General features: G+C 72.5%; 2 protein-coding genes (1 of these 2 running past the window's edge). Both read left to right on the top strand.

The window, feature by feature from the left end:
* Positions 1-332: 332 nt before the first annotated feature.
* The gene (locus NS3_RS03580) at positions 333-18,653 is read left to right on the top strand and encodes a non-ribosomal peptide synthetase (protein ID WP_084495016.1); all 18,321 of its coding nucleotides are present in this window, start codon (positions 333-335) and stop codon (positions 18,651-18,653) included.
* On the top strand, positions 18,653-24,531 hold the 5' end (the start) of the coding sequence (locus NS3_RS03575; protein WP_067853397.1) for a non-ribosomal peptide synthetase. 20,080 nt of this gene lie beyond the right edge of the window; 5,879 of the gene's 25,959 nt are visible here — the first part of the coding sequence; the start codon lies at positions 18,653-18,655; its stop codon lies beyond the right edge, outside the window. The genes NS3_RS03580 and NS3_RS03575 overlap by 1 nt, the downstream gene beginning before the upstream one ends.

The following is a 24,531-nucleotide window of genomic DNA, read 5'->3' as shown; positions in this document are numbered from 1 at the left end:
GTGCACGCAACGATCGTGTGACGCAGAGAACACGGCCGGGTCTCGATCGAGAACCCCGAGCGGCGAAAGTTGGAGGAACGATCACAAGCTAGGCACACCCGGCGCGGAGCTGCTCCGCCACGGTTGGCGGACCCCGAGTCCGCCGTCTCGTTCAACGCAATCTGTCGGATCCCGCGCGGGTGACATCGTCACCGACCGCGCTCTCCCCGAAAAACGCCCGTGGGGGCACGCCTGCCCGCCCGCGTCCGGTCGTGACGACCGGTAGCCGGGCTGATCGGTGCTGCCCGAAATCGCCACGGGCAGTGGTTCTTTCACCGGTCAAGGAGGCTCTGGTGCACGGTACGGAGTTGGATGGATTCGGCGCGCGGCCCGGCGAGAACGCCTCCGACCGGCGCGATGCCCAGCACTTTCCGCTCTCGCCCGCGCAACTGGGCGTCTGGTACGCGCAGTTGCTCGATCCGCAGACCCCGATCAACATCGCCCAGTACGTCGATCTGCGCGGCGACCTCGATATCGAGCTGCTGCAGGAGGTCACGCCGCAGGCCGCGCTGGTCTACGGCTCCGGCTTCGTGCGGCTGCGCGAGATCGACGGCGTGCCGCACCAGTGCGTGGACCCCGATCTCTCCAGCGACCTGACGGTCCTGGACTTCCGCACCCACGCCGACCCGGTGGCCGCGGCGAGCGAATGGATGCGCGCCGACGCGGCCGCGCCGGTCGACCTGCTGCGCGACCGACTGACCCGCGGCGCGGTACTGCGCGTCGGCGAACGCCGCTGGTTCTGGTACCTGCGCGCGCACCACATCGTGCTCGACGGCTACGCCGCGCTGATCAACACCCAGCGCGTCGCCGAGCTGTACACCGCACGCGTCCGCGGCACCCGGGCCGCCGACGTACGCCCCGCCTCGCTCACCGAGCTGGAGGAGGGGGAGCGGACCTACCGCGCGAGCAGTCGCTTCGAGTCCGACCGTGCGCACTGGGCCGAGCGGGTGGCCGGTCTGGACAGCGTGACCAGCCTCGACGGTCGCACCGCCGCCCGCGCCGCGAGCAATCTGGTGGTCGGACGGCCGCTGCCGCAGTCGCTGGTCGAGCGGATGAACACCATCGCCGCCGACCAGGACTCGACCATCGCCGCTGTGCTGATCGCGGCCTTCGCCGGCTACCTCGGCAGGCTCACCGACCGCTCCGACGTGGTGCTGAGCCTGCCGGTCACCGCGCGCACCACCGCGGCCATGCGCCGCTCGGCCGGCATGCTGTCCAATATCGTGCCGCTGCGGCTCCCGGTCGGCGAGATCGGCTGGGCCGCTCTGCTGCGCGCGACCCGCGTCGAGCTGGCCGGGGCACTGCGCCACCAGCGCTACCGGCACGAGGACATCCGCCGTGACGCCGAGCACGACGGCCGTCCCGCGCACCGGGCGCTGTTCGGTCCGCTGGCCAACATCATGCTGTTCGGCCGCGACCTGCGTCTGGGCGACACCGTCGGGCGCTACCACGTGCTGTCCACCGGTCCGATCGAGGACCTGAGCATGAACGTCTACTACGGCGAGCGCGACAGCGTGCACGTCGATTTCGAGGCGAACCCGAACCTCTACCGCGCCGACGACCTGGCCCGCCATCACGCCCGCTTCCTGGGCTATCTGACCCGCCTGGTCGACGCCGGTCCCGAGGACGACCTGTCGCGCATCCCGGTGACCACCGAGCTGGAGCTCGAGGTCAGCACCCGGATCTGGAACGCCACCGGCTTCGACGTGCGCGCGGCGCTCGGCCCCGCCTGCGGGATCGGCGGTCTCGCCCAGCCGCCGACGCTGGTCTCGATGTTCGCGGCCCAGGCAGGCCGCACCCCCGACGCACCGGCCCTGCGCTACGCGGGCGCTCCCGGGCAGGCCGATCAGCACACCCTCACCTACCGAGCCCTCGACGCCCGCGTCAACCGGCTGGCCCGTCACCTCATCGATCGGGGCGTCGGACCGGAAAGCCTGGTGGCGCTGCACTTCCGCCGCTCGCCCGAACTGGTGATCGCCATGTACGCGGTGCTGGCCGCCGGTGGCGCCTACGTCCCGCTCGACCCCGATCACCCGGCCGAGCGCACCGCGCACATCCTGCGCACGGCCGCCCCGATGTACGTGCTGACCACCGGCGACACCGATCTGCCCGAGGCCGCGCCGCCGGTGCTGCGCCTGGACGAACTCGACCTGACCGGTCACCCGGACGGCCCGGTGTGGGATCGCGAGCGGCGCAGCGCGCTGACCCCGCGCCACCTCGCCTACGTCATCTTCACCTCCGGCTCGACCGGCCTGCCCAAGGGTGTGGCCGTCACCCACGAGGCGATCGTGAACCGGCTGGTGTGGATGCAGCAGACCTACCGGCTCACCGACACCGACGTGGTGCTGCAGAAGACCCCGGCCACCTTCGACGTGTCGGTGTGGGAGTTCTTCTGGCCGCTGCAGACCGGCGCGCAACTGGTGCTGGCCGGGCCCGACGAGCACCGCGATCCGGCCGCGCTGCGCCGGGTCATCGCCGAATACGGCGTGACGACAGCGCATTTCGTGCCCTCGATGCTGGAGTTGTTTCTCGCGCGGCGCGACGGCGACTCCCGCGACGTCGCCGCGGCCGACGAGGTCGCCGGTTCGCTGCGGCAGGTGTTCGCCTCCGGCGAGGCGCTGCCCGCCACGCTGGCGCAGCGCCTGCGGGTGCTCACGGGGGTGCGGCTGCACAATCTCTACGGACCGACCGAAGCGGCGGTCGACGTCACCTTCCACGAGGTGACCGACACCGATATCGCGACGGTGCCGATCGGTGCGCCGGTCTTCAATACGCGGCTCTACGTGCTGGACTCGCGATTGCGGCCGGTCCCGGTCGGGGCGCCGGGTGAGCTGTATCTGTCGGGGGTACAGCTCGCCCGGGGTTACCTCGCGCGTCCCGGCCTGACCGCCGATCGGTTCGTCGCCGACCCGTTCGGCGCCGAACCGGGCGGCTCCGCAGGCGGGTCCGCCGCACCGGGCGCCCGGATGTACCGCACGGGCGACCTGGTGCGCTGGACCACCGACGGCGAGCTCGAGTACCTGGGCCGCACCGACTTCCAGGTGAAGCTGCGCGGCCTGCGCATCGAGCTCGGTGAGATCGAGACGGTGCTGGCCACGGTGGACGGTGTGGTGCGCGCGGTCGTGGTGGTCCGCGACGACGCCGGTGCCGGGGAGCAGCTGGTCGCCTACGTGGCCGAGGCCGAGCCGGGCGCGGTGCGGCCCGAGCAGCTGCGCGCCGCCGCGCTCGACGCCCTGCCCGCCTATATGGCGCCCGCCGTGTATGTGGTGCTCGACGCCCTGCCGGTCAATGCCTCCGGCAAGCTCGACCGGGCCGCCCTGCCCGCTCCCGAGCGCACGGTCCTCGCCTACGCCGCGCCCGCGACCCCGCTGGAGGCGGCCGTCGCCCGCGCCTTCACCGAGGCTCTGGGCAGAGGCGGTCGTGGCGACGGGGACCCGATCGGCCGCGACGACGACTTCTTCGCTCTCGGCGGTAACAGCTTGGTCGCCACGCAGGTGGCCGCCCGGCTGGCCGCCGACCTGAACTGCGCGCTCTCGGTTCGCGATATGTTCACCGCCACCACGGTGCGCGATCTCGCCGAACTGATCGAGCGCGCAGGCGGAACCGGCGGCGGCCCGAGCCGCCGGCTGCGGGTGGTTCCGCGGCCGCCGCTGGTTCCGCTCTCTCCTGCCCAGCAGCGGATCTGGTTCCTGAGCCGCTTCGAACAGGCCGGGATCAGCTATCACATGCCGTTCGTGCTTCGCCTGAGCGGCGCGCTCGATGTGGCCGCCCTGCACGCCGCGCTCAACGATGTGATCGACCGTCACGAAGTGCTGCGCACGGTGTTCCCCGTCGACGCCGACGGTTCCCCACGCCAGGAGGTCCTGCCGGTCGCCGGGCTCCCGGTGGCGGTGGAGTTCGTCACCGCGGGCGAACTCGACGCCGCGGTGTCCGCGTTCGCCGCCCGGCCCTTCGCGCTGGAGAGCGAGATCCCGTTCCGGGTGGCGCTTTTCCTGCTCGGCGCGGGGGAGTACGCACTGGCGATCGTGCTGCACCACATCGCCGCCGACGGCCTGTCGCTGCCGGTACTCGCCGCCGACACCGCCGCCGCCTACACCGCCCGTCGCGCCGGTCTGCCGCCGCAGTGGGCGCCGCTGCCGATGCAGTACGCCGACTACGCCGTGTGGCAGCGCGAGCGTCTCGGCGAGGTGACCGATCCCGAATCCCTGGCAGCCCGCCAGCTCGCCTTCTGGTCCGCCGAGCTCGCCGGTGCGCCCGATCATCTCGAATTGCCCACGGACCGGCCACGTCCCGCGGTCGCCGACGGCGCGGGCGCGACCTACTGCACCGAGATCCCCGCCGAATTGCACCGGCGCACAGTGGAGCTCGCGCGCGCCGAGGGCGTCTCCACCTTCATGCTGCTGCACGCGACACTCGCGGTGCTGTTGTCCCGTCTGTCCGGCACGAGCGATGTGGTGATCGGCGCGCCCATCGGCGGTCGCGACGGCGCGGGTCTGGACGCCCTGGTCGGCATGTTCGTCAACACGCTGCCCCTGCGGACCACGCTCGACGGCCCGGAAACCTTCCGTGACCTGCTGCGCAAGGTACGCGATCGCGATCTGGCCGCTTTCTCGCACGCCGACGTTCCCTTCGAGCAACTGGTCGACGCGCTGCGTCCGACGCGCTCGCAGGCCTGGCATCCGGTCTTCCAGGTGGCGTTGTCGGCGGCGGTCACCGGCGACATGAGCGTGGACCTCCCCGAGGTTTCGGTGCGAACGAGTACGGTGAACACCGGGGTGGCCAAGTTCGACCTGTCGATCGAGGTCACCGAGCTCTTCGCCGGTGCCGATCTCGGGGAAGGATCGGCACCGGCGGGGATCGCCACGGAATTCACCTACGCGACCGCGCTTTTCGACGCGGACACCATCGCGTCCTTCGCGGCCCGTCTGTCGCGCCTGCTCGACGCGGTCACCGCCGATCCCGCCGGCCGCGTCGACGAACTGCCGCTGCTGGATGCCGCCGAGCGCATCGCCCTCACCACCCGTGGCGACGCGCCTGCGCTGGCGACCGCCCTGCTGCCCGATGTGCTCGCGGCCGCCGCCGCGACCGCGCCGGACCGAATCGCCTTGTGCGCCAACGACACCACGATGACCTACCGGGAGCTGGATGTCGCCTCCTCCCGGTTGGCCCGGGTACTGATCGGGCGGGGCATCGGCCCAGACGACGTGGTCGCGCTCGCTGTGCCGCGTTCGACGGCATTCGTCACCGCGGTCTGGGCGATCGCCAAAGCCGGCGGGGCCTGGGTGCCCGTCGATCCCACCTACCCGGCCGAGCGAATCGAGCACATGGTGCGCGATTGTGGTGCGGCACTGGGTCTCACGCTCGCCGACGTGCGCGCGGGCCTGCCCGACATGGCGGGCGATGCGCAGTGGCTGGTTCTCGACGACGCCGAATTCGTCTTTCACTGCGCAGGATTCGCGGCCGAACCCGTTCGCGACGCCGAGCGGGCGCGTCCACTGCGGCCGGGCAATCTGGCCTACGTCATCTACACCTCCGGTTCCACCGGCGTCCCGAAGGGCGTGTTGGTGACCCAGGCCGGTATCGCCGGTTTCGCCGCCGAACAGACTGCCCGCTATCCCGTCGACCCCTCGGCCCGGGTGCTGCATGTGGGGTCCCCCTCGTTCGACATCACCGTCTCCGAGATGCTGATGGCCTTCGACTCGGCGGCCACCCTCGTCGTCGCGCCGGAAGAGGCGCGCTTCGGCAGGGAACTGGTGGAATTTCTGCGCGACCAGCGGGTCACGCATTCGATCATGACCCCGTCGGGAGCGATGTCCATCGACCCGGTCGATGTGCCCGATCTGCGGGTACTCGTCGCGGGCGGCGAAGCCTGCCCGCCGGAACTGGTGCGCCGCTGGTCGGCCGCGGGCCGCAGGCTCGTCAATGCCTACGGCCCGACCGAGGCCACGGTGGCGGTCGACATCAGCGGCCCCGCCGAGCCCGGTGCCCGGGTCACCATCGGCGCACCGCTGCGCGGTGTGCGGCAGTGGGTGCTCGACGCGCGGCTACGACCCGTGCCCGCCGGTGTCGCCGGTGAGTTGTATGTCGCCGGCGCTCAGGTGGCCCGCGGCTACCACGGCAGGCGCGCGACCACGGCCGAACGCTTCGTCGCCTGCCCGTGGGCGCCGGGGGAGCGCATGTACCGCACCGGCGACCTGGTGCGCTGGACCCTGGAATCCGGTGGCGAGGAGCTGGAGTACCTGGGCCGCAACGACGCCCAGGTGAAGGTGCGCGGCTTCCGCATCGAACTGGGCGAGATCGAGGCAGCGCTGTCCGCGCACCCCGCGGTGGCGCACGCGGTCGTAATCGTGCACACCGACCAGGCGCGCGGTGATCAACTCGCCGCGTACGTCGTTCCCCGAACCAGCGGAGCGGGCCCTCGAACCGGCGGCGTCGCTTCCGGCGCCGGTGCCGACGGACCGCATGCCCGCGAGTGCGATTCCGGCGACGGCGAGTTCGAGTCGAGTGCCCCGGTGGTCGATCCCGCCGAGCTGCGCGCGAGTCTGCGCACTCGGCTGGCCGCGCACATGGTGCCCGCCTCGATCACGGTGATCGACGCTCTGCCGCTCACCCCGAACGGCAAGCTCGATCGAAGCGCCCTGCCCGCACCGCACTTCGGCACCGGCGAGTTCCGTGCCCCGGTCACCGGTGTCGAACGGGCCGTGGCCGCCGTGTTCGCCGAGGTGCTGGGGATCGCCGGAACCCCGGGTGTCGGGCTCGACGACGATTTCTTCGAACTGGGCGGAAACTCGCTGGTCGCCACGCGCCTGGTCGCCCGCCTCGGCGCGGCGCTGGACGCGACCGTGCCGGTGCGGCTGGTCTTCGAGACCTCCACCGTCGCGGGCCTGGCCGCCGCGCTGGCCGCGCACGCGGGTTCGGGCGGGCGGCTCCCGCTGCTGGCTCAGTCGCGCCCGCAGCGCATTCCGCTGTCCTACGCCCAGCAGCGCATGTGGTTCCTCAACCGCTTCGACGCCGACTCCCTGGCCGACAACCTCACCACCGCCCTGCGCATCCGCGGGCCGCTCGACCACGCCGCCCTCGCCGCCGCCGTCACCGATCTGGTGACCAGGCACGAAGTGCTGCGCACCCGCTACCCCGCCGTGGACGGCGTCGCCCACCAGCAGGTGTGCGACCCGGACGAGGCAGGTATCGCGCTCGTCGTCGAGGATGTCTCGCCGGATGTCGCCGACGACGTCGCCGAGGACGCGATGCGCGCACGGGTCCGCGAACTCGCCGCGCAATCGTTCGACGTGACCGCCCGCCCGCCGTTGCGTCTCACCCTGCTGCGCACGGGCGCCGAGGTCCACGTGCTGGTGGTCTCGCTGCACCACATCGCCGCCGACGGCTGGTCGGTCGCCCCGCTGACCCGGGACCTGTTGTGCGCCTACGAGGCCCGCCGCCGGGGCGCCGCCCCCGACTGGTCGCCGCTGCCCGTGCAGTACGCCGATTTCGCCCTGTGGCAGCGTGACCTGCTCGGCGACGCCGCCGACCCCGAGTCGCTGCTGGCCCGCCAGCTCGCCTTCTGGTCGTCCGAACTCGCGGGCCTGCCGGAACTGCTCACCCTGCCCACCGACCGGCCGCGACCCGCCCAGGCTTCCGGGCACGGCGCCCGGCACCGTTTCCACCTGCCCGCCGACACCGCGCGCGCACTGCGCGAGATCGCCGAGACCACCGGCGCCTCGCTGTTCATGGTGTTGCACGCCGCCTTCGCCACCCTGTTGGCCAAGCTCTCCGGTCAGCGCGACATCGTCCTGGGCACCCCGGTCGCCGGTCGCGGCGAGGCCGCCCTCGACGACCTCGTCGGCATGTTCGTCAACACCCTGGTCCTGCGTGCCGAGGTGCGCCCCGACCAGAGCTTCACCGACCTGGTCGGCGCCGTCCGCGGCGCGGACCTGCGCGCGTTCGACCACGCCGAGATCCCGTTCGAGCGACTGGTGGAGGCGGTCCAGCCGCGGCGATCGGCCGCGAGTCATCCGCTGTTCCAGGTCATGCTCGACCTGAACAACACCGCTGCCGCCCGGATCGAGACCGCCGGGCTGAGCGCGTCGGTCCTCGACCTCGACAGCGAGGCGGCGAAATTCGACCTGCAATTGAGCCTGGTCGAGACCGTCGAGGGATTCGACGCGGTCTTCGAGTACGCCACCGACCTGTTCGACCCGATCACCATCGCCGGATTCGCCGCCCGGCTGCGGACTGTCCTGGACACCGTGTGCGCGGACCCCGGCATCCGCATCGGCGACATCGACCTGCTCGCCGCGGGCGAACACGCCGTACTCGCCGCCCGCAATGCCACCGCCCGCGAGCTCGGCCCGCCCGCCACCTTGACCTCGCTGTTCCAGGAGCAGGCCGCCCGCACCCCGGACGCCGCGGCGCTGTCGTTCCAGGGCAGCCACCTCACCTACCGCGAGTTCTCGATCCGGGTGAACCGCCTCGCGCGGCTGCTCGTCTCCTTCGGCGCGGGCCCGGAACGCACCGTCGCCCTGGGCATGGCGCGCTCGACCGATCTGGTGGTCGCCATGTACGCGGTGCTGGCCACCGGCGCGGCCTACGTCCCGCTCGATCCGGAGCACCCGGCCGAGCGCCTCGACCACGTCCTGCGCACCGCCCGTCCGGTCTGCGTGCTCACCCGTGCGGGCGACGGCCTGGAACTGCCGGCCGGCGAGGACGCCCGTCGCTGGCCGGTCCTGGACTTCGACCGTCTCGACACCACCGCCAATTCCGGTGCCCCGCTCACCGACGCCGAACGGCTCGCCCCGCTGCGCCCTGAGCACACCGCCTACGTCATCTTCACCTCCGGTTCCACCGGTCGTCCGAAGGGCGTCGCGGTCACCCACGCCGCCATCGTCAACCGCCTGCGCTGGATGCAGGCGCAGTATCGGCTCGAGGCGAGCGATGCGGTCCTGCAGAAGACGCCCGCCACCTTCGACGTGTCGGTGTGGGAGTTCTTCTGGCCCTTGCAGATCGGCGCGCGTCTGGTCCTGGCCGCGCCCGGCGGTCACCGCGACCCCCGCTACCTGGCCGAGCTGATCGCGAGCGAGAACGTCACCGTCGCGCACTTCGTGCCCTCGATGCTGGCGGTGTTCGTCGCTGCCGCCGAACCTCCCGCCGCCGAACCGTCCGCCGCCGGCCGTGCGTCGCTGCGCCAGGTGTTCTGCTCCGGCGAGGCGCTACCCCCCGCCCCGGCGCACCGGCTGCGCGCGCTGACCGGCGCTCGCGTGCACAACCTCTACGGTCCCACCGAGGCCGCCGTCGACGTCACCTTCCACGAGGTCACCGATGCCGACACCCATACCGTGCCGATCGGCCTGCCGGTCGCCAACACCGCCGTCCACGTGCTCGACACCTGGCTGCGTCCGGTTCCCGCGGGCGTCCCCGGCGAGCTGTACCTGTCCGGCGTCCAGCTCGCCCGCGGCTACGTCGCCCGCCCCGACCTCACCGCCGACCGCTTCGTCGCCGATCCCTTCCTCCCCGGCGCGCGGATGTACCGCACCGGCGACCTGGTGACCTGGTCGGCCACCGGCGAGCTGATCTACCTGGGCCGTACCGACTTCCAGGTGAAGGTGCGCGGCCTGCGCATCGAGCTCGGCGAGATCGAAGCCGCTCTCACCGATCTCGACGAGATCGCCCAGGCCGTGGTCGTCGCCCGCGGGGGCGAACAGCTGATCGCCTACGTGATCCCCGAGAACACCAGCCGCCTCCATCCGCACGCCGCAGGCGACCCCGACCTCACTGTCGACCTCGATGCCGTGCGCGCCGCGCTGGCCGCCCGCCTGCCCGCGTACATGCTGCCCGCCGCCTACGTGCCGCTGGCCGAGTTCCCGCTCAACGCCTCCGGCAAGCTCGACCGCCGCGCGCTGCCGGAACCGGTGTTCGAGGCCGCCGCCTACCGCGCCCCGGTCACCGCGACCGAGCAGGTCGTCGCCGCGGTGTTCGCGGGCCTGCTCGCTGCCGACCGGGTCGGTCTCGACGACGACTTCTTCGCCCTCGGTGGCAATTCGCTGAGCGCTACCCAGGTCGTCGCCCGCCTCGGTGCGGCCCTGGACGCCCAGATCCCGGTCCGTGTCCTCTTCGACGCCCCGACCGTGCAGGACCTGGCCGAGCGGGTGGAACCGTTGCGCGGTTCCGGCGCGCGTCCCGCCCTCACCGCCCGCCCGCGCCCGCAGCGCATTCCGCTCTCGGCCGCCCAGCAGCGGATCTGGTTCCTCAACCGCTTCCTCGCCGACGCCGACGGCGTCGGCGACGCGGTCAGCAATATCCCGGTCGCCCTGCGCCTGACCGGCGCGGTCGACGAAGCCGCCCTCACCGCCGCCCTGCACGACGTGATCGCCCGCCACGAATCGCTGCGCACGGTCCATCCCGCCGACGCCGACGGACCACACCAGGTGATCCTGCCCGCCGCCGCACCGGCGCAGCGGGTCGCGAATCTGCGCGCCCGGCAGGTGGCCCCGGCCGACCTGCCCGCCCGGCTGGCCGCGAGCACCGCCGAGACCTTCGACCTCACCACCGACATCCCGGTCCGCGCGGAGCTGTTCGCCCTGTCCGGCGCGGAATATGTGCTGCTGGTCGTCCTGCACCACATCTGCGCGGACGGTTTCTCCCTCGGGCCGCTGGCCGCCGACCTCATGACCGCCTATGCCGCGCGTCGCGAGGGCGCCGCCCCGCAGTGGCGTCCGCTGCCGGTCCATTACGCCGACTACACCCTCTGGCAGGCCGACCTGCTCGGCACGGACACCGATCCCGGCTCCCGCGCCCACCGCGAACTCGAGTTCTGGCGCACCGCTCTGGACGGCCTGCCCGAACAGCTCGACCTGCCCACCGATCGCCCGCGCCCGGCGGTCTCCAGCAACCGGGGCGCCACCCACCGCCTGCGTATCGACGCCGACCTGCACAGCGAACTGCGCGAATTGGCCCGCAAGCGCGAGGCCACCCTGTTCACCACCGTGCACGCCGCCCTCGCGGTGCTGCTGGCCCGCCTGTCCGGCACCGAGGACATCGCGGTCGGCACCCCCGTCGCCGGCCGCGGCGAGCAGGGCCTCGACGGCATGGTCGGCATGTTCGTCAACACACTGGTGCTGCGCAGCCACATCGACCCCCGCGCCAGATTCGAGACCGTCCTCGACGACACCCGTCGCCGCGACCTGGAAGCGCTGTCGCATCCGGATCTGCCCTTCGAGCGCCTGGTGGAGGTGCTCGCGCCCAGCCGCGCCCGCAACCGCCACCCGCTGTTCCAGGTGGCGCTGACCATGCAGAACTTCACCCTGCCCGAGCTGGAGCTGCCCGGCCTGCGGGTCGCGGAGCTGCCGCTGTCCGCCGTGGCCGCCGAGTTCGACCTCCAGTTCACCGTCCGGGAAGACACCGACGCCGACGGCCGCGCCGACGGCATGGACATCGAGATCACCTACGCCACCGATCTTTTCGACGCCGCCTCGATCGCGGTGCTGGCCCGTCGCTTCACCCAGGTGCTCGACGGGGTGGCCGCCGACGCCACCGTGGTGGTCGGCGACATCCAGTTGCTCTCCGCCGAGGAACAGCACCGCGCCCTGTACGAGTGGTCGAGCACCGCTCCCGGCCGCGTCGGCCGTGGCACCGCCACCGACACCCTGGCGGACCGCTTCGCCGCCGTCGCCCATCGCGACCCGGCCGCCGTCGCGGTGCGTGGCGGGCACACGGTGGGCGCGGTCGACAGCCTCACCTACGGCGAACTCGACGCCAGGTCCAACCGGCTGGCCCGCCGCCTCGTCGCGGCGGGCGTCGGCCCGGAGACCCTGGTCGCGGTCTCGATGGCCCGCACTCCCGACCTGGTCGTGGCGCTGCTGGCGGTGCTCAAGGCAGGCGGCGGCTATCTGCCCGTCGACCCGAACTACCCGGCCGACCGGATCGAGTACATGCTCGACGACGCGCGCCCGGTGTGCGCGCTGACCGGACCCGGTGGCCCGCGGACCCCCGGCTGGTTCGACGGCCCGGTCATCGACCTCACCCACGACGTCGACCCGCGCTACCACTGCTCGGCCCCGCTCACCGACGCCGAACGCCGCGCCCCGATGCATCCGGCCCATCCGGCCTACGTCATCTACACCTCCGGCTCCACCGGCCGCCCCAAGGGCGTGGTGATCCCGCACCGCAATGTGCTGCGACTGCTCGACAATGCCGCCGCCCTGTTCGATTTCGGCCCGGCGGACGTGTGGACGATGTTCCACTCCTATGCCTTCGACTTCTCGGTGTGGGAACTGTGGGGCGCGCTGCTCACCGGCGGTCGCGTGGTCCTCGTCGACTACTTCACCTCGCGCTCGCCCGAACAGTTCCGTCAGCTGCTCGTCGACGAGCGGGTGACCGTCCTCGACCAGACGCCCTCGGCCTTCTATCAGCTCGTCGCCGCCGACGCCGCCCGCGAACCCAGCGACTACGCCCTGCGCTATGTCGTCTTCGGCGGCGAAGCGCTCGAGCCTCAGCGGCTCGGCGGCTGGCTGCGCCGCTACCCGCACGGCCCGCGGCTGGTGAACATGTACGGCATCACCGAGACCACCGTGCACGTCTCGCACCGCCCGATCGACCTGACCACCGGGTCGGCCAGCGTCATCGGCGGCGCGCTGCCCGGCCTCACCGTCCGGGTGCTCGACGCCCGCCTGCGCCCGGTCCCCGTGGGCGTGCCCGGCGAAATCTACGTCTCCGGCGGCCAATTGGCGCGCGGCTACCTCGGCAGGCCGGACCTGACCGCGACCCGCTTCGTCGCCGACCCCTACGGGGAGCCGGGCGCACTGGCCTACCGCTCCGGCGATCTGGCGCGCTGGACCGCCTGCGGCGACCTCGAATACCTGGGACGCGCCGACCAGCAGGTCAACCTGCGCGGCTTCCGCATCGAACTCGGCGAGATCGAAGCCGCGCTGCTGGAGCAGCCCGAGGTCGCCGAAGCCGCGGTCGTCGTGCGCGACGACCAGACCGAGGACCGCATCGTCGGCTACCTCGTCCCCGCCGGGGGAGATGCCGCCGCCCGGGTCGATGTCGCCGCGCTGCGCGACCGGCTCGCCCGCGTCCTACCCGAGCACATGGTCCCCGCCGCGCTGGTGCGGGTCGACCGGATCCCGTTGACTGTCAACGGCAAACTCGATCGCGCCGCGCTGCCCGCCCCGGTCTTCACCGGCACCGTCTACCGTGCGCCCACCGGCCCGGCCGAGGAGATCATCGCCGGGGTCTACGCCGAGGTGCTCGGCATGTCCGCGGACGATCGGGTCGGGGCCGACGACGACTTCTTCGCCCTCGGCGGCAGCTCCCTGCTCGCCGCCAAGGCCGCCGCCCGCATCGGCGCCGCGCTGGACCGCCAGGTCTCGGTGCGCACCCTGTTCGAAACGCCGAGGGTCGCCGACCTGGCCGCCGTGGTCGCCGTGGCCGCCGACGCCGCAGCCGCTCGTCCGCCGCTGGTCGCCGCCGCCCGCCCGGACCGCCTGCCGCTCTCGCCCGCCCAGCAGCGCATGTGGTTCCTCAACCGCTTCGACGCCGCCTCCACCGCCTACACCATCCCGATGGCCCTGCGCATGTCCGGCGACCTCGACGTGGCCGCCTTGCGGGCCGCCGTCGCCGATGTGATGGCCAGGCACGAGTCGCTGCGCACCCGCTACCCCGAGATCGACGGCGAGCCGGTCCAACAGATCCTCTCGCCGCGCGATGTCGCCCTGCACCTCGAGCCGCAGGACATCGCCGAAGCCGAACTGCCGCAGCGCATCCGCGAACTCGTCGAGATCCCCTTCGACGTCACCGCCGAGGTGCCCGTGCGCCTGTGGCTGCTGCGCCCGGCCGCCGCCGAATACGTGCTCGTCGGCGTGCTGCACCACATCGCCGCCGACGGCTCGTCCACCGTCCCGTTCGTCCGCGACCTGATGACCGCCTACACCGCGCGTCTGGACGGCGCGGCCCCGGACTGGCGGCCGCTGCCGATCCAGTACGCCGACTACGCGCTGTGGCAGCGCGATCTGCTCGGCGACGAGCACGACCCCGCCTCCCGCGCTGCCGAACAGCTGGCCTACTGGACCGAAACCCTGGCCGGGCTGCCCGACCAGCTCGCCCTGCCCACCGACCGCCCGCGCCCGGCCAAGCAGAGCATGCGCGGCGGCCTGGTGCGCTTCGACCTCGACGCCGACCTGCACGCCCGCCTGGTCGCCGTCGGCCGCGACGCGGGGGCGACCCTGTTCATGGTCGTGCACGCCGCCTTCGCCGCCCTGCTCTCGCGGCTGTCCGGCGGCGACGACATCGCGGTCGGCACCCCGGTCGCCGGCCGCGGCGAAGCCGAACTCGACGACGTCATCGGCATGTTCGTCAACACCCTGGTGCTGCGCACCCGCGTCGACGCCGCCCAGACCTTCACCGCCCTGCTCGACCAGGCCAAGGCCACCGACATCGCCGCCTTCGGCCACGCCGACGTGCCCTTCGAACGCCTGGTGGAAGTGCTCAACCCCGAACGCTCCACTGCCCGCCACCCCCTGTTCCAGGTCGGCTACTCCTTCCAGAACCACGAACGCGGCACCCTCGAACTGCCCGGCCTCACCGTCACCGACGTCGAATTCGACAGCGGTGTGGCCCAATTCGACCTGCACCTGTTCGCCTTCGACACCTACCGCTCCGGCGGCGCGCCCCAGGGCATCCGCCTGGTCCTCGGGTATGCCGAAGACCTGTTCGACGCGGAAACCGTGCGCCGCTTCGCCACTCAGCTGCGTAGCGTGCTCGACACCGTCGCCGCCCGGCCGCAGATCGAGATCGGCGCGATCGACCTGCTCGGCGCGCGGCAGCGCCGCCGGATGCTCGTCGACTGGAACGCCACCGAACACCCGCTCGCCCCCGCCACCCTCGCCGACCTCGGCGCGGAACAGGCCGCCCGCACCCCGGACGCCCTCGCCCTGGTGGATGCCGCCCTCGTCGACGCCGCCTCTGTCACTCCCGCCGCGGCCCGGCGCGATGCCGGGACGACCGCGCGCAGCCTCACCTACCGGGAGTTCGACGCCGAGGTCAACCGCCTGGCCCGTGTCCTGATCCGCGCGGGCGTCGGCCCCGAGACGACCGTGGTCCTGGCCATGCGCCGTTCGATCGAACTGGTGCTCGCCATGCACGCCGTGGTGCGCGCGGGCGGCGCTTATGTGCCGATCGACCCCGACCACCCGGCCGAGCGCATCGGCTACATCATCGAGACCGCGGCCCCGATCTGTGCGCTGACCACCTCGGCCGACGGCATGCCGATCGCCACCGAGCTGCCGGTCCTCGAGATCGACCGCCTCCGCGCGGGGTCGGTAGCGGATGCCGCGTCGTCGTCGGCCGCTGTGTCGGTGGCGGCGGGAACGTCGATGCCTGCCGCGGCTTCGACGGCTTCGACGGCTCCGATCCGCGACGACGAACGCCTGCGTCCGCTGCGGCCCGAACATCCCGCCTACATCATCTTCACCTCCGGCTCCACCGGCCGCCCCAAGGGCGTGACCGTCCCGCACGCCGCCGTGGTCAACCAGATCCGCTGGCTGCGTGCGCAGTACGCGCTCGACACCACCACGGTGAGCCTGCTGAAGACCCCCGCCACCTTCGACCTGTCGGTCTGGGAGTTCTGGGGTCCGCTGCTGTCCGGCGGCAGCCTGGTCGTCACCGCCCCCGGTGCCGAGCGCGACCCGGACCGCCTGCGCGCGACCATGGACTCTCACGGCGTCACCGTGCTGTTCGCGGTCCCGTCCCTGGTCGCCATGCTGCTCGGCGTCGCCGCGGACCTGCCGCCCGCATTGCGCCAGGTGCTGGCCATCGGCGAAGCCCTGCCGCCCGCCGTCGCCACCGAATTCCTCGACCGCGCCGCCCGCACCGGCGCCTCCCTGCACAACCTCTACGGCCCCACCGAAGCCGCCGTCTCCATCACCGCCCACGAAGTCCGCGAACGCCCGTCGCACACCGTGCCCATCGGCGCACCCGCCTGGAACAGCCGCGTCTACGTCCTCGACCGCCGCCTCCAGCCCGTCCCCGTCGGCGTCGCGGGCGAGCTCTACCTCGCGGGTGCCCAGCTCGCCCGCGGCTACCACGGTCGCGCCGACCTCACCGCCGACCGCTTCGTCGCCGATCCCTTCGCCGGTCCCGGCGCGCGGATGTACCGCACCGGCGACATCGTCCGCCACCGCGCCGACGGCACCCTCGAATACCTCGAGCGCGCCGACTTCCAGGTCAAGATCGGCGGCTTCCGTATCGAACTCGCCGAAGTCGAATCCGCGCTGCTCTCCCTCCCCGGCGTCCGCGCGGCCGTCGCTCTCGCCCGTCCGGCGGGGGAGAACGGCGGCGACCGTCTCGTCGCCTACGTCGGGATGCCGGAGGTCGGGATGCCGGAGGTCGGGATGCCGGAGGTCGGGATGCCGGAGGTCGAGCCCACCGCTGCGGCTGTGACCGTCTCGGCCCGCCTGCGCGCGGAACTCGCGACCCGGCTGCCGGGCTACATGGTCCCCGCCGCGATCGTCGTCCTGCCGGGCGTGCCGCTCAATGCCAACGGCAAGGTCGACCGGTCGAAGCTGCCCGAGCCGGTGTTCGCCGAGGCGCAGTCCGAGGATCCCACCGGTGCGATGGAACGACTGGTGGCCGCGACCTTCGCCGAACTCACCGGCGTCCCGGCCGACCGCGTCGGCTCCGGCACCGACTTCTTCGCCCTCGGCGGAAACTCGCTGCTGGCGACCAAGCTGGCGGCCCGGCTGAGCGCCGCCCTCGGCGTCCGGGTGCCGGTGGCCGAGGTCTTCGACGTCCCGACCGTCGCGGCCCTGGCCCGCAGGCTCGGCGAACTCGACGACACCGGTGCGCGGCCCCCGCTGGTGCGCCGCGCCGGCGACGGCCCGGTCCCGCTCGCCCCCGCCCAGCAGCGCATGTGGGTGGTCAACCGCCTCGCCCCGGACTCCGCGGCCTACAACATCCCGGCCGCCATCCGCTTGACCGGCGAGCTCGACCACGCCGCCCTCACCGCCGCCGTCGCGGACCTGCTGGCCCGCCACGAGACCCTGCGCACCCGCTACCCGGACAGTCCCGATGGCCCGATTCAGGAAGTGCTGCCCCCGGAGGCCGTCACCGTCGACCTCACCCCTGTCCCGGTCGACCGCGCTCGACTGCACCAGCACCTCGCCGACGTCGTGGCCCAGGGCTTCGACATCGCCGCGACTCCACCGATTCGCGTCGCGCTGTTCCATTGCGTCACCGATTCCGGCGGCACCGCCGCCCAGCCCGCTTCCGCCCCCGAGCACGTGCTCGTCGTGGTCATCCACCACATCAGCGGCGACGGTTACTCCGTCCTGCCCCTCACCCGCGATCTCGTGCGCGCCTACGTCGACCGCGCGGCCGGGCGCGCACCGGCCTGGGAACCCCTGCCCATCGGCTACACCGATTACAGCGTCTGGCAGCACGAACTGCTCGGCCGCCCCGGCGACCCGGACTCCACCCACGACCGTCAGCTCGCGTACTGGCGCAAGGAACTGGCGAACGCCCCGGAAGTCCTCGCCCTGCCCACCGACCGCCCCCGCCCGGCCCACCGCGACATGCGCGGCGCGACCGTCGTCACCGACCTCGACGCCGACACCACCCGCGCACTGGATCGGCTGGCTCGTGAACACGGCGCCACCCTGTTCACAGTCCTGCACAGCGCCCTGGCGGTCCTGCTGGCCAAGCTCTCCGGAAGCGCCGACATCACCGTCGGCGTCCCGGTCGCCGGGCGCGGCGTGCGCGAGATCGACGACCTCATCGGCATGTTCGTCAACACGGTCACCCTGCGCACCGAGATCGACACCCGCGCCGCCTTCGCCGACCTGCTGCGGCAGGCGAGCACCCGCAACCTGGCCGCCCTCTCGCACGCCGACGTGCCGTTCGACCAGGTCGTCGAGGCCATCGGACGCCCCAGGTCCAGCGCCTACACCCCGCTGTTCCAGGTCATGTTCGCCTTCCAGAACATGCGCCCGGGCACGGTCGAACTCCCCGGCCTGGCGGTCGAGGTCATCGACCCGGCGCCCGCCGAGGCCAAGTTCGACCTGCAATTGACCGGTATCGAGGAATTCGACGAAGCGGGCGAGCGGACCGGGTTGTCCCTGCGCCTGACCTACGCCGTCGACATCTTCGACGCAGACACCGTCCGCGGCTACGCCGAGCGCCTGCACCTGGTGCTGGCCGCCGTGGTGGCGGACCCGTCGACCGCCCTGCGGGCGATCGACATCAGGACCGAGGCCGAACGGCAGCCAGCCGTCCGGCGCTCGGTGGGCACGAGCTCGGCACCGGCCTCGCCGGGGACGGCATCCTCCTGCGCGCCCGCCACCATGGCGGACCTGCCCGGATTGATCGCCACCGCCGCCGAACTCGCACCGACGGCCGTCGCTTTCGCGCACGGCGAGCATCGGGTCACCTATGCCGAACTCCAGGCGAAACTGGCCGGCGTCGCGAAGGCGATGGGCGCCGCGGCCTCACCCGAAGCGCTCATCAATGTCGCCCTCGCCGGGCTGGTGCCCGGCATCCTCACGGCGCTCGGCGGAGCAGGTCTGGCCGCCGCGCTGAAAACCCTTCTCGCCGAGACGAACTCCCTCGTCTCCGAAAGGAACAGCTGATGTCTCGAGCAGAATCGCTCACCTCCCGTGGACTCGGCAACAGCCCCGGCGACACCCCGGGCACGGATCGGCACGCCGCCCTGCGTCGCGCCTACGGACTGGCGGATCTGCCCCGCCTGATCGAGACCGTCGCCGATCTGGAACCCGAGCGCGTGGCGCTGCGATCCCCGGACGCCACGGTCGGTTCTGCCACGATCGGTTACGCGGAACTGTCCGCCGAGATCGGCGCGCTCGGCATCGCGATGGGCGGCGCGCTCAGCCCCGACGCCCTGATCTCGGTGGTCGTCTCCGGCCGGCTGCCCGACCTGGTGGAGGCGGGCGAGGGTGCGCTCGGCGAGGTGCTCGACGCGCTGCTCGACGACGCCCTGCTGGCCGCGGCGCCGATGCTGCCGGTGCGCTTCACGCCGGTGGAGACGCTGGTGACCGAATTCGCCGATCAGGTGCGTCGCACCCCCGACGCGATCGCGCTGGAATTCGAGGACACCGTCCTCACCTACGCCGAATTCGACGCCCGCGCCGAAGCGCTGGCACGGCGCCTGGTGACCCTCGGCGTCGGTCCGGAAGCGCTGGTCGGACTCGCCGTGCGGCGTTCGATCGAGCTGCTGGTCGGCATGTACGCGGTGCTGAAGGCCGGTGGCGGTTACGTGCCGATCGACCCGGAGCATCCGGCCGAACGCATCGCCTACGTGCTCGAGACCGCCGCGCCGGTGCTGGTGCTCACCACCACCGCCGACGAGCCCGCCGGGCTCGCGGGCGCCCCGGTGCTGCGCATCGACGAATGCGAAGCAGCGGCGGCAGAGGCAGAGGCAGCGGCAGAGGCAGAGGCTCGCCTCCAGCCCCTGCCCGGTCCCGGCGCGGACAATATCGCCTACGTCATCTTCACCTCCGGCTCCACCGGACGCCCCAAGGGCGTGGCGGTCTCGCACCGCTCGGTGATCGCCAACCTGCGCTGGCGGCAGCGCCTGCACCCGATGCTCGAGACCGATCGGGTGATCCAGAAGACGCCGTTCACCTTCGACGTGTCGGTGTGGGAGTTCTTCTGGCCGTTGCAGGTCGGCGCGCGTCTGGTGATCGCCCGGCCCGACGGGCACCGTGACCCGGCCTACCTGGTGCGCTTCATGGCCGAACGCGGCGTCACCATCGCCCATTTCGTGCCGTCCATGCTCTCGGTGTTCGTGGCCGAACTGGCAAGCGGCGGCGCGTCGCTGGACGCGCTGCGGATGGTGGTCTCCTCCGGTGAGGCGCTGCCCGCCGCGACCGCGGCCGCCCTGCGCGATGTCAGCGGGGCGACGCTGCAGAACACCTACGGCCCCACCGAGGCCACCGTCGACGTGACCGCTCACGAGGTGACCGCCGCCGACACGGTGACCGTCCCGATCGGCACCGTCGCCGACGACAACGAACTGCTCGTGCTCGACGAGGGCCTGCGTCCGGTGCCCACCGGTGTGGTCGGCGAGCTGTATCTGGCGGGCGTGCAGCTCGCCCGCGGCTACGTGGCCAGGCCCGGTCTGACCGCCGACCGGTTCGTGGCCAATCCGCACGGTGCGCCCGGCGATCGCATGTACCGCACCGGTGACCTGGTGCGCTGGGTCTGCGACGGCGACGGCGGCCCACTCGAACTGGAATACCTGGGCCGCACCGATTTCCAGATCAAGCTCCGCGGCCTGCGCATCGAACTCGGCGAGGTCGAGGCCGCGCTGCTGCGGTCGGACGCGGTCGCGCAGGCGGCGGTCGTGTCAGCCCAGCACGCGGGCGGCGACCACCTCGTCGGCTACGTGGTCCCCGCCCCCGATGTAACGATGCTCGACACCGGCGCGGTGCTGGACCTGGCCCGCGCATCGCTGCCCGAGTACATGGTGCCCTCGCTGGTACAGGTGCTCGACGAGATGCCGGTCAACGCCAACGGCAAACTCGACCGCCGCGCTCTGCCCGCACCCGACTTCGCCTCCGCCGCGGCCGAGTTCCGCGAACCCTCGACCGAAGCCGAGCGTCTGGTCGCCGGGGTCTTCGCCGATCTGCTCGGCGCGCAACGCGTCGGCGCGGACGACGACTTCTTCTCCCTCGGCGGCAACTCGCTGCTGGCCACCCGCGCCATCGCCCGCCTCACCGAGGCGCTGGGCGTGACCATCGACGTCAGGGACTTCTTCGACCGCCCGTCGGTGTCGGCTCTGGCCGCCCTCGGCGACACCGCCGATCGCGCGAATGCCGCTGCCCGACCGCCACTCGTCGCCCAGCCACGCCCGGAGCGCATTCCGCTGTCGCCGGCCCAGCGCCGCATGTGGTTCCTCAACCGCCTCGGCACCGATTCCGGCCGCGACCCGGCGGCGGGCGCGGTCGACAACATCCCTGTCGCCCTGCGCCTGCGCGGCGACCTCCACCCCGTCGCGCTCGATGCCGCTCTGTCGGATCTCGTCGCCCGCCACGAGATCCTGCGCACCCTCTACCCGCAGACCGCGACCGGACCGGTGCAGGTCGTCCGCGCGATGCACCCGGTGCCCGCGCTGACGCCCACCGACGTGCCGGAATCCGAACTGGTGCAGGCCGTGCGGGCCATCGCCGTTCGCGGTTTCGACGTCGCCGAGGAGGTGCCGCTGCGGGTGCGGCTGCTGCGCAGCGGACCCGAGGACCACACCCTGGTGTTCGTCGTGCACCACATCGCCGCCGACGGCGTCTCGATGGGCGTGCTGGTCCGCGACCTCATCACCGCCTACGCCGCCCGTCGCGCGGGCGCCGAGCCCGGCTGGGCCCCGCTGGAGGTCCAGTACGCCGACTACGCGCTCTGGCAGCGCGATGTGCTCGGGGAGGAGACCGACCCCGGCTCGGCGTTGTCCGCCCAGCTGGACTTCTGGCGCGCCGAACTCGCCGACCTGCCCGCCCAGCTGGATCTGCCCGCCGACCGGCCCAGGCCCGCGGTGTCGTCCTACCTCGGCGCCACCCACGCCTTCGCCCTGGACGCCGACCTGCGCACCGCCGTCGACCGGATCGCGGCCCGCTACAACGCGACCCCGTTCATGGTCGTCCACGCCGCCCTGGCCGCCCTGCTGGCGCGCCTGTCCGGCACCACCGACATCGCGGTCGGCACCCCGACCGCCGGTCGCGGCGAGGCCAGGCTCGACGATGTGGTCGGCATGTTCGTCAACACCCTCGTGCTGCGCACCGAGGTCGACGCCGGGCGCAGCTTCGCCGATCTGCTCGCCCACGCCCGCGACCGCGACCTGCGCGCTTTCGCCCACCGCGACATCCCGTTCGAGCAGTTGGTCGAGGCCGTCAACCCGGCCCGCTCCCAGGGCAGGCACCCGCTGTTCCAGGTGGCGCTGTTCATGCAGAACATCGGCCCGATCGCCCTCGATCTGCCCGGCCTGCGCGCCGAACAGCTCGACTTCGATCCCGGCTTCGCCAAATTCGATCTGCAGCTGACACTGTCGGAGCCGCTCGGCGAAACGGGGGACAACCGCGAGGCGATCGGCTCCCGCGAGGCGGGTTACCGCGCCGAGATGACCTACGCCACCGACCTGTTCGACGGCCCGACGGCGGCCGAGTTCGCCGCGAAGTTCACCCGCCTGCTGCGCGCGGCCCTGGCCGACCCGGATCAGCCGGTCGGCGATATCGACCTGCTGGACGCGGGCGAACTCGACTACGTGTTGACGAGCTGGAACGCCAGCGGCCACAAGGTCGCCGAGCGCTTCCTGCACGACGGCTTCGACATGCAGGTGCGCCGCACCCCCGAGGCGGTCGCGCTGCGCACCGCCGACGGCGAATCGCTCACCTACTCCGAGCTGTCCGCGCGCGCCAACCGACTCGCGCGGCTGCTCATCGCGACCGGTGTCGGCGCGGAAACCCTGGTGGTGCTGGCCATGCCGCGCTGCGCGGAACTGGTCGTCGCCATGTACGCGGTGCTGCGCGCGGGCGGCGCGTACGTGCCGGTGGATCCCGAGCACCCGGCCGAGCGCATCGGCCACATCATCGAGACCGCCGCCCCGCACACCATCCTCACCACCACGAACGCCGGCTTCACCGCGCCGGACTCGGCGCACATCCAGACCTTGACCCTGGACGAGCTGGATCTGTCCGGTTACGCGCAGACCCGCATCACCGAGGCCGAACGCGGCCCGCTGCGTCCGGAGAACCCGGCCTACGTCATCTTCACCTCCGGCTCCACCGGCCGCCCCAAGGGCGTGTCGATCAGCCACCACGCCATCGCCAACCAGCTCGTCTGGATGCACGCCGAATACGGGGTGCGCGCGGGCGACGTCTATCTGCAGAAGACCGCGACGACCTTCGACGTATCGCTGTGGGGCTACTTCCTGCCGCTGCGCGCCGGCGCGACCCTGCTCCTGGCGACCCCCGACGGCCACCGCGACCCGCGCTATCTCGCCGAGACCATCGCCGCCGAACGGGTCACCCTCACCGACTTCGTCCCCTCCATGCTCGCGGTGTTCGCCCACCACGCCGAAGAAGGCGAACTCGATTCGCTGCGCGATGTCTTCGTCATCGGCGAAGCGCTGCCCCCGGAGACCGTCGCCGCCTTCGACGCGGTCAGCCCCGCCGCGCTGCACAACCTCTACGGCCCCACCGAGGCCGCCGTCTCGATCACCTACCGCGAGGTCACCGTCGCCGACGGACCGCTGGTGCCGATCGGCGAACCGGAATGGAACAGCCGGGTCTACGTGCTGGATTCGCGTCTGCACCCCGCGCCGATCGGCGTGCCCGGCGAGCTGTATCTGGCCGGTGACCAGCTGGCCCGCGGGTACCACGGTCGGGTCGACCTGACCGCCGACCGGTTCGTCGCCAACCCGTTCGGCTTCACGGGCGAACGCATGTACCGCACCGGCGACCTGGTGCGCTGGAGCCCCGACGGCGAACTGATCTACCTGGGCCGGGTGGATTTCCAGGTGAAGTTCCGCGGCCAGCGCATCGAGCTCGCCGAGATCGAGACCGCGCTGCTGGCCGAGGAAGGCGTCGCGCAGGCCGCGGCCCGGCTGTGGTCGGGCGAGCAGGGCGAGCACCTGATCGGCTACGTCGTTCCCGCGCCCGGTTGCGTCGTCGACACCGATGCCCTGCGTGCCGCGCTGACCCGCCGCCTGCCGTCCTACATGGTGCCGACGGCGCTGGTCGTACTATCGGAGTTCCCGCTCAACACCAGCGGCAAGCTGGACCGCCGCGCCCTGCCCGCGCCGATGTTGCGTGCCGCCGAATTCCGGCCGCCCGCCGACCCGGTGCAGACCATGGTCGCCGAGGTGTTCGCCGAGGTGCTCGGCGCCGAACGCGCCGGACTCGACGACGATTTCTTCGCCCTCGGCGGCAGCTCGCTCGACGCCACCCAGGTCACCGCCCGCATCGGTGCGGCACTGGGCGGCGCCCGCGTCCCGGTGCGCACCCTGTTCGAGGCCCCCACGGTCGAGGCGTTCGCCGCCGCCGTCCGCCCGCTCGCCGAACACGCCGCGAGCCCGGCGGCGCGGCCGTCGGCCGTCCTGACCCGCCGCGAACGCCCCGTCCGCATCCCGCTCTCCCCCGCCCAGCAGCGGCTGTGGTTCCTCAACCGCGTCGAGGTGCAGGACGGCCTCGGTGCCGGGGACGGCGCGGGGATGCAGGCGAGTACCGCAGGTGTCTACAACCTGCCCGCCGTCCTGCGGCTCACCGGCGACCTGGATGTTCCCGCGCTGGACCGCGCCGTGCTCGACGTGCTCGGCAGGCACGAGACTCTGCGCACCGTCTTCCCCCAGGACGCGGACGGCCCCTTCCAGTCCGTGCTGCCCGCCGCCTCCCTCGGTTTCGCGCTCGCCCGCATGACGGTCGACGAAGCGGGCCTGGCCGCCGCCATCGCCACCCTGGTGCGCACCGGCTTCGACGTCACCACCGAACTGCCCGCCCGCGTCGC

The organism is Nocardia shimofusensis NBRC 100134 (assembly GCF_001613125.1).
GTDB classification, from domain to species: domain Bacteria; phylum Actinomycetota; class Actinomycetes; order Mycobacteriales; family Mycobacteriaceae; genus Nocardia; species Nocardia shimofusensis.
The sequence above is the reverse complement of the archived record's forward strand: the minus strand, read 5'-3'. Positions and strand labels throughout refer to the sequence as shown.